The sequence below is a fragment of the Guptibacillus spartinae genome, assembly GCF_028610625.1.
GTDB classification, from domain to species: Bacteria; Bacillota; Bacilli; order Bacillales; family Guptibacillaceae; genus Guptibacillus; species Guptibacillus spartinae.
Window position 1 is genome coordinate 260,522 of sequence record NZ_JAQQWU010000001.1, and the last position, 13,533, is coordinate 274,054.

15 protein-coding genes are annotated in these 13,533 nt (G+C 39.5%); 9 read left to right on the top strand and 6 right to left on the bottom strand.

The window, feature by feature from the left end:
• The first annotated feature begins 3 nt into the window (after positions 1–3).
• Genes opp3C through PQ511_RS01380 form a run of 3 tightly spaced genes read left to right on the top strand, consistent with a single transcriptional unit; the run spans position 4 to position 3,033 of the window.
• Entirely contained in the window at positions 4–1,026 is a 1,023-nt protein-coding gene (gene opp3C / locus PQ511_RS01370; RefSeq protein WP_273850610.1) for an oligopeptide ABC transporter permease, read from the top strand.
• Between the two features lie 11 nt (positions 1,027–1,037).
• Positions 1,038–2,108, top strand: coding sequence for an ABC transporter ATP-binding protein (locus tag PQ511_RS01375; RefSeq protein WP_273850147.1), 1,071 nt, complete (start codon positions 1,038–1,040; stop codon positions 2,106–2,108).
• Positions 2,101–3,033: an ABC transporter ATP-binding protein gene (locus PQ511_RS01380; protein ID WP_273850148.1), complete on the top strand. Its 933-nt coding sequence runs from the start codon at positions 2,101–2,103 to the stop codon at positions 3,031–3,033. Before PQ511_RS01375 ends, PQ511_RS01380 begins: the two co-directional genes overlap by 8 nt.
• Positions 3,034–3,071: 38 nt before the next feature.
• Here PQ511_RS01380 and PQ511_RS01385 read toward each other — a convergent pair whose 3' ends face one another.
• Positions 3,072–3,248, bottom strand: a complete 177-nt coding sequence (locus tag PQ511_RS01385) for a hypothetical protein (RefSeq protein ID WP_273850149.1) — start codon at positions 3,246–3,248, stop codon at positions 3,072–3,074.
• Between the two features lie 62 nt (positions 3,249–3,310).
• Between PQ511_RS01385 and PQ511_RS01390 the strand changes: the two genes are divergently transcribed.
• Positions 3,311–3,703, top strand: a complete 393-nt coding sequence (locus PQ511_RS01390; protein ID WP_273850150.1) for a hypothetical protein — start codon at positions 3,311–3,313, stop codon at positions 3,701–3,703.
• Here PQ511_RS01390 and PQ511_RS01395 read toward each other — a convergent pair whose 3' ends face one another.
• Positions 3,704–4,246: an HD domain-containing protein gene (locus PQ511_RS01395; protein ID WP_273850152.1), complete on the bottom strand. Its 543-nt coding sequence runs from the start codon at positions 4,244–4,246 to the stop codon at positions 3,704–3,706.
• A gap of 184 nt (positions 4,247–4,430) precedes the next feature.
• Between PQ511_RS01395 and PQ511_RS01400 the strand changes: the two genes are divergently transcribed.
• Positions 4,431–5,633, top strand: coding sequence for a putative glycoside hydrolase (locus PQ511_RS01400; protein ID WP_420541652.1), 1,203 nt, complete (start codon positions 4,431–4,433; stop codon positions 5,631–5,633).
• Between the two features lie 41 nt (positions 5,634–5,674).
• Here PQ511_RS01400 and PQ511_RS01405 read toward each other — a convergent pair whose 3' ends face one another.
• Positions 5,675–5,854, bottom strand: a complete 180-nt coding sequence (locus tag PQ511_RS01405; RefSeq protein WP_273850154.1) for a hypothetical protein — start codon at positions 5,852–5,854, stop codon at positions 5,675–5,677.
• 151 nt (positions 5,855–6,005) lie between these two features.
• Between PQ511_RS01405 and PQ511_RS01410 the strand changes: the two genes are divergently transcribed.
• Positions 6,006–6,569, top strand: a complete 564-nt coding sequence (locus PQ511_RS01410; protein WP_273850155.1) for a GNAT family N-acetyltransferase — start codon at positions 6,006–6,008, stop codon at positions 6,567–6,569.
• A 33-nt stretch (positions 6,570–6,602) separates the two neighbouring features.
• The gene (locus PQ511_RS01415; RefSeq protein WP_255462008.1) at positions 6,603–6,731 is read left to right on the top strand and encodes a hypothetical protein; all 129 of its coding nucleotides are present in this window, start codon (positions 6,603–6,605) and stop codon (positions 6,729–6,731) included.
• A 31-nt stretch (positions 6,732–6,762) separates the two neighbouring features.
• Here PQ511_RS01415 and PQ511_RS01420 read toward each other — a convergent pair whose 3' ends face one another.
• Together PQ511_RS01420 and PQ511_RS01425 are read right to left on the bottom strand one after the other, a co-directional pair.
• Positions 6,763–9,843: an efflux RND transporter permease subunit gene (locus tag PQ511_RS01420; RefSeq protein ID WP_273850156.1), complete on the bottom strand. Its 3,081-nt coding sequence runs from the start codon at positions 9,841–9,843 to the stop codon at positions 6,763–6,765.
• An 11-nt stretch (positions 9,844–9,854) separates the two neighbouring features.
• Entirely contained in the window at positions 9,855–11,057 is a 1,203-nt protein-coding gene (locus tag PQ511_RS01425) for an efflux RND transporter periplasmic adaptor subunit (RefSeq protein WP_273850157.1), read from the bottom strand.
• 282 nt (positions 11,058–11,339) lie between these two features.
• Here PQ511_RS01425 and spxA point away from each other — a divergent pair, with 282 nt between their 5' ends.
• Complete coding sequence (gene spxA, locus PQ511_RS01430; protein WP_098443134.1) at positions 11,340–11,735, top strand: transcriptional regulator SpxA; 396 nt, start codon at positions 11,340–11,342, stop codon at positions 11,733–11,735.
• A gap of 54 nt (positions 11,736–11,789) precedes the next feature.
• On the opposite strand, the gene PQ511_RS01435 is transcribed toward spxA, so the two are convergent.
• Complete coding sequence (locus PQ511_RS01435) at positions 11,790–12,479, bottom strand: TerC family protein (protein WP_273850158.1); 690 nt, start codon at positions 12,477–12,479, stop codon at positions 11,790–11,792.
• A gap of 267 nt (positions 12,480–12,746) precedes the next feature.
• On the opposite strand from PQ511_RS01435, the gene mecA reads away from it, so the two are divergent.
• A complete protein-coding gene (gene mecA / locus PQ511_RS01440) occupies positions 12,747–13,430 on the top strand; it encodes an adaptor protein MecA (RefSeq protein ID WP_273850159.1) in 684 nt (227 codons plus the stop codon).
• Positions 13,431–13,533: the final 103 nt, after the last annotated feature.

The following is a 13,533-nucleotide window of genomic DNA, read 5'->3' on the forward strand; positions in this document are numbered from 1 at the left end:
AGTATGAAACAAGAAAAACTACATGATATCTCAGACGACATGTTTCAACCCGCTAAAATTGATTCTTCGGAGAATGAATTAATTGCTCGTGAAAGTACAGGGTTTTGGAAAGATGCTTGGAGAAGATTAACCAAAAACCCTGGTGCAATAACAGGCTTAATCATTATCGTTGCCATCATTATTCTTGCCATTTTTGGTCCAGGAATGAATGAACACTCATATTCTGAACAGGAATTAACGCGAGCGAAGCTCCCAGCAAGAGTTCCTGTCCTTGAAAATATTGATTTCCTCGGAGTGAATGGTGTTGATATTCGCGGAACAAATCAATATGAAGCAAAAGGTTATGAAGACGAATATTTCTGGTTTGGTACCGATGAGTTTGGTCGAGACCAGTGGACACGAGTATGGCAGGGGACACGTATTTCACTCTTTATCGCAGCAGCTGCAGCATTTATTGATTTTGCAATTGGGGTAGCTTACGGAGGAATTTCAGCTTATTACGGTGGACGTGTTGATAACATCTTACAACGTATCATTGAAGTTCTGATCGGTATCCCGAACTTAATTTTGATTATTCTCTTTATTCTAATTTTTGAGCCGGGGATATTCTCAATTATTTTAGCCCTGTCCGTGACAGGTTGGATAGGAATGTCGCGGATTGTGCGGGGACAAGTACTAAAGCTTAAAACACAAGAGTTTGTCCTTGCTTCACGTACTTTAGGCGCAACAAGCGGTCGGGTCATTGGAAAGCACTTAATTCCGAACGTACTTGGTCAAATTATTATTACAACAATGTTTACAATTCCAAATGCGATCTTCTTCGAGGCGTTTCTAAGCTTTATCGGTTTAGGGTTACGTCCACCGGAAGCATCGCTAGGTTCGATTATTAATAACGGATTTAAGAGTCTACAAATTTATCCGCATCTTGTGCTATGGCCTTCTATTATCATTTCCTTGATTATGATTGCCTTTAACCTTCTTGGTGATGGCCTGCGAGATGCATTTGATCCAAAGCTACGTAAATAGGGGGAATTCGAATGGAAAAGATTCTAGAAGTAAACGATTTGCACGTCTCCTTTGATACGTTTGCTGGAGAGGTACAAGCTGTTCGTGGCGTAAACTTCCATTTAAATAAAGGTGAAACATTAGCAATCGTAGGAGAGTCTGGATCAGGTAAGTCCGTAACATCGAAAGCCGTTATGCGCTTGATCCCAAACCCTCCAGGACGTATTAAAGAAGGTGAGATCAAGTTCGGTGATCGTGATCTTGCTCAACTGTCCGAAAAGGAAATGCAAAAAATTCGTGGATCTGAAATCTCAATGATTTTCCAGGATCCTATGACATCTCTTAACCCGACCATGACCATTGGTAAACAAATCATGGAAGGGCTAGTAAAACACCAAAACATGAGTAAGTCTGAAGCAAAAGAACGTGCTGTTGAGCTTTTAAAACTTGTTGGTATTCCCAATGCTGAAGGAAGAGTCAATGAGTTTCCTCACCAATTCTCTGGTGGTATGAGACAGCGTGTTGTTATCGCCATTGCCCTTGCATGTAATCCACGCGTATTGATCGCGGATGAGCCAACTACGGCACTGGATGTAACAATCCAGGCTCAAATTCTTGAACTTCTGAATGACCTTCAAGAAAAAATGGGTACATCGATTATCTTTATTACTCATGATCTAGGTGTTGTAGCGAATATTGCAGATCGTGTAGCTGTTATGTATGCAGGTAAAATTGTTGAAACAGGAACAGTCGATGAGATTTTCTATAATCCTCAACATCCTTACACATGGGGGTTACTTGGATCAATGCCGAGCCTTGATTCAACGGACGAAGAGCTCATTGCCATTCCAGGTTCACCTCCCGATCTTCTTGATCCGCCTAAAGGCGATGCTTTTGCACCGCGTAATCCTTACGCAATGAAGATTGATACAGAAATGGAGCCACCGTTGTTTAAGATCTCAGATACGCATTATGCAGCAACGTGGCTATTGCACGAAAAAGCACCGAAAGTAGAACCGCCTGGAGCGATTAAAAAGCGAATGCAGGGAATGGCTCCAAGTGAGCCGATCATTGGCGCGAAAGATGGTGGGAAAAATGTCTAGTCAAGAAAAACTATTAGAAATTAAAAACTTGAAACAGCATTTTAAAGTAGGAAAAAGTACTGTGAAAGCTGTTGATGGGTTAACGTTTGATATTTATAAAGGTGAGACATTCGGTCTTGTAGGAGAGTCTGGTTGTGGGAAATCAACAACTGGACGTACTATTATTCGTCTTTATGATGCAACTGATGGTGAAGTTCGATTTAATGGCGAAGATGTACATGGTAAGAAGTCTGCAAAAGAGCTTAAAAAGTTTAACCAAAAAATGCAGATGATTTTCCAGGATCCTTATGCTTCCTTAAATCCAAGAATGACCGTTTCTGATATTATTGCAGAAGGTATTGATATTCACGGTCTTTCTACGTCCAAAAAAGCTCGTATGGATAAAGTAGTTGATCTTCTTGAAACGGTAGGGTTGAACAAAGAGCATGCGAATCGTTATCCTCATGAATTTAGTGGGGGACAAAGACAGCGTATCGGAATCGCCCGTGCGCTTGCAGTAGATCCGGAATTTATCATTGCGGATGAGCCAATATCTGCATTGGATGTTTCGATTCAAGCGCAGGTCGTTAACTTAATGAAGAAGCTACAGCGCGAAAAAGGCTTAACGTATTTGTTTATTGCGCATGACCTTTCTATGGTAAAGTACATTAGTGATCGTATTGGGGTAATGTATCGTGGACAAATCGTAGAGCTTGCTGAAAGTGAAGAGCTTTACCGTAACCCGCTCCATCCATATACGCAATCATTACTATCTGCGATTCCTCTTCCGGATCCAGAATATGAGCGTTCAAGAAAGCGTAAAGTTTACGATCCTGAAAAACATCTTCCTAAAGATGGGGAAGAACGCGTCCTTCGTGAAGTGATGGAGGGCCATTGGATCGCTTGTACAGAAGAAGAGTATCAAAAATATCAGGTAACAATATAAACCGTTAAGGACCGCATTTCAATTGAAATGCGGTCCTTTTATCGTTCTTTTTTGTTTTTAACTTTTGTCAAAAGATGAGCGACATACAGAATAACAGGAACAAACAGAAATCCTTTTATGTAAAGGGATAAGTCTTTAGGTAGCGAATAGTCTACTAAAATAAGACCGCTAAGAATAAAAGTAGAAACAAGTAAACTAAATTTTAATTTTGACATAACAAACTCCTTTAACAGATACAGTCGGTCGTAGCTTAATGAAAACAATGAGGAGGAATTATATGATTTTCTACCCATTTAATCCTGAATTTGATCTTGAAACACTAAAATTAATTAGGTTAGAAAATGGAGTGGATCATAAGAAACCTTCCTTCCATTCTACAATATACCTTTTCGAAGAAAAAGACCAAACAGTCGGTTACGTATGGCTTGAGAATGGTATTGCACTGGTTGAATTAATGGAGTTTTATTATAAAGGAGCAGAAGAAAAAAAATGGGGTCTTTATGAGTTTATCGTGAAGTTAGCTAAGACACAAAATGAAGAAGGAATAAGCATGCGTATTCCAGCTACTCCTTTAGGAGAGAAATTCCTAAAAAAATGGGAGGGGAAGGTGGTGGAAAGGGATGAAAGGGAATGGCGGATTGAGATCCCTTTCCTTCGTGAAATGGCATAATTAACCTGACACACTTTGTTGCCATTTCGTTTGGTTGTTCAAAGTCTTTTCGACGAGTTGGTCTAATGAATAAAGTTCTAAGCTTGCCTCTTCTTCAGTCATCACTTTATAGTGATGATTGCCACCCGGCTCTTCATCAGCTTCATCAGCCATTGCAACAACTTCTTGAAGTGCATTGCGATTCACGGTGCCAAGGAAGTAGGAGTCAGTATGAAAGAGAATGGCTACAGCAATTTCTTTCGCTGCTACGGGATTTTCTCCTAAGCGAATCAGCATTTTATGTGCTCGTTCAGCACCTTTAATCGCGTGAATATCATTTTGTTTATATAAGTTATAATCCCACTTTCCGTTTCGGTACCACGTATAATGACCGATATCATGAAGCAAAGCTGCTTTAGTAGCAAGATCTGGATTTACTTCTAGTTTGTTTGCAAAATGATAAGCATGTTTGGCCACAGTTATCGCATGAGCCAGTCCAGCTCGCTTGAGGTATTTGCGTGCAAATGGAAGTTGGAATATATCTGTTAAAGTTACATTTCTCATGGTAATGGCCTCCTAACCGCCTTAAATTTATTTTTCTAATCATCATACCAGCTAGTGAAAAATAAATCAATTATGAACGTTCAAGAAAAAGACTTGAGAAATTTTACTGGAAGTTCTTTCAAAGACCGTATATTCATCTTATAATAGAGGAGGCAAACTAATAAAGGGGAGAGAAGCTGTGCGTATTTTTAAACTTGGGTTGAAAAGCCTGCTCGCATCGGTTTTGTTATTTTCTGTGTTCGGACAATCTGTTTTAGCAGAAGATGCACGATCAGCGACAAATCTTAAAGGTTTTGAGGTAGAAAAGAAAGAATTAACACTTCCGGATCGCCTTCCAAGGTTCGTTTATGATTCTGGACTCGATTTTAAGTATCCTGATGCTGTAAGAGGTATTTATGTAACAGGTAATTCTGCTGGAGGAAGTCGTTTTAGTAAATTGACGAAATTTGTGAATTCAACAGACTTAAATGCGATGGTCATCGATTTTAAAGATGATTTTGGTAACCTTACATATGAACCGAAGAAGGATTCTCCATTAGCAGAGTATGAGATTGGTAAACCTTATATGAAAGATCCACGCAGCGTATTGGAAGAGATGGAGAAAAACAATATTTATCCAATTGCGAGAGTAGTAGTATTCAAGGATACGGTTCTCGCAGAAGCAAGACCTGAACTATCTTATAAAGAAGGCGGATCGATTTGGAAAAATGGACGTGGTGAAGCGTTTGTCAATCCGTTTAAAGAAGAAGTTTGGGACTATAATGTCCAAATCGCAATTGAAGCTGCGAAAATGGGCTTTAAAGAAATCCAATTTGACTACGTTCGTTTCCCTGAAGGGTTTGAAACACGAGAAGATACTTTGGAATATACGATGGGTAAATATGCCGACATGGACATGGACAATGTGCAAAAACGAGTTCAGGCTGTAACAGATTTTGTTGCGTATGCAAACTCAAAACTTGAACAGTACGATGTTGATGTGTCTGTCGATATTTTTGGATACTCAGCAACGATTCCTGAAGCTCCAGGAATTGGACAAAACTTCTCGAAAATTTCTAGCAACGTTGATGTGATTTCATCAATGATTTATCCAAGTCACTGGGGATCTTACTTTGGCATTGCTAAGCCAGACCTTGAGCCTTATAACTTAGTAAACGAATATGCAAAAGTTGAGAATGAAGTGTTAGGAAAGCTTGATGATGCGCCTACAAGTCGCCCTTGGATTCAGGATTTCACTGCAAGTTATTTAGGTAGCGGCAACTACCTCAACTATGGTAAAGCAGAAGTGGAAGCACAGATTAAAGCTTTGAAAGATAATGGCATTAACGAGTTCCTTCTATGGGACGCGAGCAATAGTTATACGAAAAATGTTGATTATACTCCTTAATTTATTCGACAGAAGACCGCCAATATGGCGGTCTTTTGATATTAAGAGTGATTTCTTAATAAAGTTTTCCAGTTTTTTTGACTGTTTTGCAGGGGTTTTTGATAAGTATTCTTATTCTTATTAAATAAAAGATGACCAAATGTGTTTAAAACGATGGCTACAAAAGCAGTAAAGCTAATGATTAGAATGGCTAACAAAATAAATTCACTATAGAAATTCATGTCCAACCTCCTTAATCTTATTTAGCTTAAGTGTACGAGATGTTTACTTATGAAAGAAGAGGGGAAAATATCGAATAGCCCGTCTAGCACTATCTTACTGGATAAATGTGTTATACTTATAGGGAATAATTAATTATAAGGGAGTAGATCAATGAACTGGTATGAGAAGCTGAAGCAATATTTCCCCATTGAAGAGATGAAATCAAAAGAGCATATGGACTTGCTATTGGAAGAAAAGGGTGACATTTACAATAAGGACGAGGGACCGCACCATGTTCTAATGTATGCCGATCTTCCTGATTTCATATTCGTGGACTATATTTTCGTTTCCAGGGATGCCAGAGGTCAGGGGCTAGGAAAGAAACTAATTGAACAACTGAAAGAAAAGAAGAAACCAATTATTCTTGAAGTAGAGCCAGTTGATTACGAAGAAACAGATACTGAAAAAAGACAGCGCTTTTATTTGCGAGAAGGTTTCAAACATGCGAAGTCAATTGGGTATCGTAGAAGGTCTCTTGCTACGAATGAAATCAATGAAATGGAGATCTTGTACTGGTCGCCAAGTGAAGCTGGTGAGAAAGAAATATATGAAGCCATGAAGCATACGTATCAAGAAATTCACACCTATAAGGATAAACAGCTATACGGTGCGTCTTATCAGCCTGTAGAAGAGGTGCTAAGCCTTAAAGAACAGAAGGAACTTATCGAAGAGTAAGAGAATGGTTTTCGATCAGGAGGGAAACTTCTTATGAAGAATCGTGAGAAGAAAAAGCAAAAGAAGCGCGAATGGTTGAAGGATTTACTAAAAAGACGCTGGAAAACCTGGAAACCGCAGTCTTCGAAAGAGCCCGCCTCAAATACGAGAACATCTGCTTAACGCTAGCACAATTATCAAAAACCGAAAGCCATTAATGGCTTTCGGTTTTTTCATTGGATTCCATTTTCTTCGCTAATCGTTTTTGACGGCGAAGGTCAATTAAATAATATACCACGGGAATGAATACCAGCGTAATAAATGTAGCAACGCTTAACCCGAACACGATGACGATCGCCATAGGCTGTTGAATTTCTGTTCCCTCTCCAAAGCCTAATGATAACGGTACAAGCCCAAGGATTGTAGTTAAGGCTGTCATCAGGATGGGGCGTAATCGAATGGGACCAGCTTCAAGTATCGCTTCACGCGTGTTCATTCCTGTCTCACGAAGCTTATTAATATAATCAACAAGAACGATGGCGTTATTGACAACAATCCCTGTTAGAATCAACATACCCACGAGTGACCCTACTCCAAGCGGCTGGAAGGAGATCAGCAAACCAAAGATAATGCCAATGGCGGTTAATGGAACTGAAAACATGATAATGAAGGGATAGAGAAAGGATTCAAATTGTCCTGCCATTACCATGTAAACAAGAACGATGGCGAGAGCAAGTGCCCCTGATAGCTTAAAGAAAGCATCGTTCATTTGTTCATCCTGGCCACCAAACGTAATCTTATATGAATTACCAGGCAAAGGAACATCTTTCACGAGTTTTTCCCGAATTTCATCAGTTACTGTTCCAAGATCTCTCCCTAACAAACTAGCCGTGATTTCCACTTGTCTCAGTCGATCGGTACGAGTAATTTCAGAAGGACCTAGCCCCCGTTCAATCTCAGCTACTGCAGAGAGAGGAATTTTTTCACCAGTCTGAGTTTCAATTAAGAGACTTGAAAGCGAATCAAGTGAATCTGTATATTTGTCTTCCACTGCGAGGCGAATATCGAGTTGATTCCCATCTCGCGCTAGGTTGCTCGCTACAAGTCCTTTTGTTGCATTTGAGATCGCTGTTGAAATTTGAGAACTTCCGATTCCATAACTAGCTGCTTTCTCCCGATCGATCAGAATTTGAACCTCTGGATTATTGGATTCAATACTTGAAGCTGGTTCTCTGACACCATCTACTTCTGAAATACTTTCCATCACATCATCTGAAAGCTCTTTTAAAACATCAAGATCAGGACCGATGATATTAATAGAAATGGGATCAGCACTAAATCCTGAATCACTTGCCGAAACAGAAATATCAGCATTTGGTATACTCTTCAGTTCCTTTCGTATATCTTCTGCTACCTCTAAATCGGACTGATCTCGCTCGCCAATAGGAACAAGAAGTACACTATAAGAAGCACGATTCGTCTGACTTCCTGCACCAACACTGAAATTATCAGTACCGCCTGCCGTTAGATAGGATAGGTCTACTTCAGGAATTGACTTTAACACCTTATCAATTTCTTCAGTAACGTTCTCAGTTGCTTCTAACGAGCTTCCCGCCGGAAGATTGGCAGATATGTTAACGAAGCTTTGGTCCTGAGCAGGCAGAAATTCAGTTCCTATAAAAGGCGCTCCTGCAGCTGAAATAGCTAAGAGTAAAACAGTAACACCAACGGTTTTTTTAGGATGTGTTAATGTTTTATCCAATACGCGTCTGTACCAGTTGTTCACACGATCGAATCTTAATTGGAAAATAGATTTTGATTCGTTTCGATTCATTAAAAGTGAAGATAGTAACGGAACGATAATAAGTGCTGTAAAGAGTGAGGCTAGTAGGGAATAGGTCACTGCCAGTGCTAGTGGCTTAAAGAGCTGAGCCGCAAGCCCTGTTACAAAAACAATTGGTAGAAAGACGACAACGGTCGTCAGTGTAGAAGCGATAATGGCACTACCTACTTCTTTCGTCCCCTCTACAGCAGCATCTTTAAGAGATTTTCCCTCTTGCCTTAGTCGATAAATGTTCTCAAGAATAACGATCGAATTATCCACCATCATTCCGACCCCAAGAGCTAGTCCTCCGAGTGTAAGAAGGTTAATGGTTTGACCTGAGAAGTACATTAATATAAATGCACCTACGATCGAAATTGGGATGGAAAGTCCAATAATCAACGTGCTACGAATATTTCGTAAAAATAAATATAGGACTGCAGCAGCTAATAGACTTCCAATAATAATGTTCCATACAACTGCTCGAATCGATTGGTTGATAAATTTGGCTTGATCAAACACTGTTTTGATTTCCATGTTTTCTGGAAGGGAAGGTTGTATTTCGTCAAGCTTATCATTGATTTGGTTAACAACTTGAACTGTGTTTGCGCCCGATTGCTTCTGAATTGAAAAGCCGATTGCTGGCTCACCGTTTAAGTAACTTTCTTGAACAGCAGGTTTCATTTTCTCTTCTATGTCAACGAGCTGATCTAGTTTTACCGTACCGTTCTTCGTTGGCACAGCCAAGTTTTTTAGATCATCTACAGATTCAAATTCACCAGTCACTCGTAGCGGCAGATTTTTATTCTCGGTTTCGATGGATCCACTCGGTAAGTTAAGATTTTCTGATCCGATAAGCTGTTGTAAGTTGGTTAGTGTCACCCCGTATTGACTAAGTTTATCAGGATCAGCCGTTAGACGAATTTCTTTTTCAAGCTGCCCTTCAATATTAACGGCAGCAACGCCTGGGACGGAATCGAGTGAAGGTTTGATTTGATCTTCAATTACTTTTTTAACAGCGGTTAGATCTTCTTCTGAGCCAGCGACCCCGAGTTGCATAATTGGAATGTCACTTGGATTAAACCGCAAAACTTTAGGGATGGGAACTTCAGATGGAAGAGAGTCCCGCACCGCATCAATTTGTTCTCGCATATTGAGGGTTGCAAAATCCATATCTGTCCCCCATTCAAAGGAGACAAGAATTAATGCTCCGCCATTTTGTGAGACAGAAGAGATGCTTTCGACATTTGGAAGAGTACCCATTACATTTTCTAGAGGGGAGGCAAGTAGGTTTTCAACTTCCTCTGGTCCAGCGCCTTCATATGTAACAGTTACAGCAGCTACAGGAAAGGTTAAATCTGGAAAAAGATCGACTGGCATGTTTCGAAGTGAAACGGTTCCGATAATGAGAATGAAAATAATGACCATCCCCATGGCAATGGGGCGAAACACGGAAAGCTTAGCAATATTCATTTGGACTCAACTCACTTCTGTACCTGGATTTCGGATGCCTCATTTAAGCGGTCTTTTCCTTTTGTAATCACTTGATCTCCTTTAGAAAGGCCGCTTGTAATCTGGATGTTATCGCTCGTTTCTGTGCCAAGTTCGACATTTACTTGTTTTACTTTCTTACCCTGAGGTATGTACACAAACGTTTCTTCATCACCATAGACGATCGATTCTTTTGGTACAATGATGGCATTCTCAATGACATCCGTTTGAATGGTGGCCGTTGCTTTCATCCCGCCTTTAATTTTTAAGTCTTTATTATCAAGAGGGATTTCAATGAGAAACGAGCCAGTTTGTTCATTGGCGGTCGGAGGAATCGCATTTAATTTTCCATCAAAAGTTCCGTCAACTCCGTCGAACGTAATTTTTACTTCCTGCTCCTTTTTTAACTGTGAGATTTGAAAGCTATTCACTTGAAATGTTGCTTTAATTGGATTCAAATTAACGACGACGGCAAGAGGTGTACTTGGAACAGCCGCTGCGTTTTCCTCCGCATTAATTTGAGAAACAATCCCATTGATAGGAGATTCAATCGTCGTTGCATTTAATACATCTTGTGCTTGATTTAAACTTGCCTTGGTTTCAGAAAGCTGTGTTTCTAACTGAGTCACATTTCCAGCTGACATCGAAGGTACCTGTGTAGCTGCCTGGGATAACTGCGCTTGTTTAATCGTTACTTCAAGGCTTTCTTTTAAAACATCAGCTGCTGTCACCTCTTCAGAGTCTAACTCACTTAGAAGTTCTTTTGAGCGTTCAAGAGATTGATTTAAATCTGCTTGAAGGTTATTCAGTTCTTGAGCACTTTTCTCAGCTTGTCCTGATAATTCTTTCGCTTGATTAACCGCTTTTTCTAGTTCATCCACCGCATTTGCAAGCTGATTCACATTTTCTCTTGCTGTTGAGTCGTCAAGAGCAGCGATTAGATCTCCTTTTTCAACCTTGCTTCCAACTGAAACGTTAAGTTCCGTTACTTTAAGGGGAGAAGGAGCAGCGAGAGGGATCGTGACACCAGGAGTAGCTTGTCCAGATAATTCAAGGTCGTTTGAAATGTCTTTTTGTTCGACTGATGCTACTTCTACAGGTATAGGTTCATTTGACGTTTCTTCATTGGTAATCTCTTCTGTCGTACAAGCGCTTGCAAAGACAAGCATGCTGGCAAGAAGAACGGCCTTTTTCATATTATTCACCTCAATATTAGTGTATCTCTTACGAATCGTATCATGTGAACAAAACTTTTTTAGCATGAAATTTAAACATTTTTAAAACAATACAGGTTTGGATAGTCAGGAATGGGGAATATAGGAGTTAGGTTTAAGTAATTGTATAGCTATTGTATAGCTTTTATGTAATTTTTGTCATCCCCTATTTATTTGATAAGAATTGTAGTATAATACAAATTGTGAAAAGATAATTTTTCTAATGTGGATTTGACGTTTACTTATAGAAAGGAGCAATTCCTTATGGTAACACTCTATACATCTCCAAGCTGCACATCTTGCCGTAAAGCAAAAGCATGGTTGCAAGAGCATGATATTCCGTTTACAGAACGAAATATTTTTTCTGAGCCTCTAACGATCGAAGAAGTGAAAGAAATTTTACGTATGACGGAAGATGGAACAGATGAAATTATATCAACTCGCTCTAAAACATTCCAGGAATTGAACTTAAATCTAGATACGGTTTCTTTGCAGGAATTGTTTGAGCTAATTAGCGAGCATCCAGGATTACTTCGCCGTCCAATTATATTGGACGAAAAACGACTTCAGGTTGGTTATAATGAAGACGAAATTCGTCGTTTTCTACCAAGAAAAGTTCGTACGTTTCAACTTCAAGAGGCACAACGTCTCGTTAACTAATAAAAAACTTCTACAGTTTACCCTGTAGAAGTTTTTTTTGTGGAGTCTTTCACCTCATTTAATGTAAGGTTGAAAGTATATAATGTTTCCTTTCATCTTTTTTAAAAACCATCCTCCAATAATCACAATTAAAACGAAAACAAATTCAGTCACTTTCTCCATCGAAGGGTAAGTATAGAAAAACGTTTTTAGTTCAGCTGCGCTAGTTAACATTCTGGCGGATGTGAAAGCTAAAATGCCAGCACCGAGGTAAATTAATATCGGAAAATGATCAAGGGCATGCATGATCATACGACTACCCCATACGATAATAGGGATAGAGATCAATAATCCGAAAACGACAAGAGGTAATTTCCCTTCCGATGCGCCTGCTATGGCGAGCACATTATCAAGTCCCATGATCAGGTCCGCTACCACGATTGTTCGAATTGCCCCCCAAAATGAAAAAGTGGAATGAATCGTTTCACTGCTATCGCTATCGATCACCAGTTTAAACGAAATGTAGAGAAGAAAGAGGCTACCTACGATGAGTAAGTATGGGAGCATCAATAAATAGACAGCGACTATTGTTAGTGCTATTCTAAGTCCAACAGCAATCGCTGTACCCATCATAATCGCTTTACTTCGATGAGATGGAGGGAGATTACGACAGGCTAGTGCAATCACAACTGCGTTATCACCACCCAGCACAAGATCAATTCCAATGATAAAGAAAACCTGAGTAATCGTTTCTGCATTAAACACGGAATCCACTCCCGAGTAGCGAATTTTTAACCTCATGACAGGAGCACTTTTGGGCAAGCTATACACATAAATAAATATATCGTGTATATGGTTTAATATGAGTGAAAAAATCAAACGATTTTTTATTTCCATTCTTTGATGGTTTATCATAGAATGGTATTACAAGAGAAAAGTGGTTAATAAGAGCCGCTTAAGGGAATGAAGAAATTAGGAGTATCCCAGAGGGAATAGCCTTCCGGTTAACTAAACAGGAGGGAGAGAGTGCACATGGAAATCGAACGTGTCAACGCGAATACACTGAAATTCTTTATTACGTATAGAGACATTGAAAATAGAGGATTCGATCGAGAAGAAATTTGGTACGACAGAGAAAGAGGAGAAGAATTGTTCTGGGAAATGATGGATGAAGCGCATCAAAGAGAACAATTTTCACTAGAAGGTCCTCTATGGATTCAAGTTCAGGCTCTTGAAAAAGGTCTTGAAATCATTGTTACACGTGCTCAAATGTCAAACGACGGATCAAAACTTGAACTACCGATTTCAGAAGAAAAGCAGCTTGATCTTCCACTTGATGAGAACATGGATAAAATTCTTGATGATAAATTTGCGCTTCAGAATAATTATGAACCAGAAGACGAGCCTGAACCTCTCGAAGGAGAAGAGCTTTCCTTTATGATCGCGTTTAGAGATTTTGAAGACGTCATTTCGTTATCACATGGATTTGATCCAGTTGGAGTTGAAAATGGCTTGTACCATTTTGAGGATCGATACTATCTCCACGTTGTCTTTGATGATACATTGATAGAAGAAGATCAAGACAACCGATTAAGTCAGCTGTTGGAATATGGCTATGAGACAGACTTGACCATTCACCGCATACAAGAATACGGTAAGGAGATTCTCTCTGAGGAAGCTCTAGAACAACTCCGCGGACACTTCCCACTCTTATAAAATGATGCCGATTTCCAATGGGAATCGGCCTTTTTATATGTAACTTCCCAAATCCTGTAACGAATAAAGAAGGAATTTAGGTCTTAATAGCGAATAAAGGTTA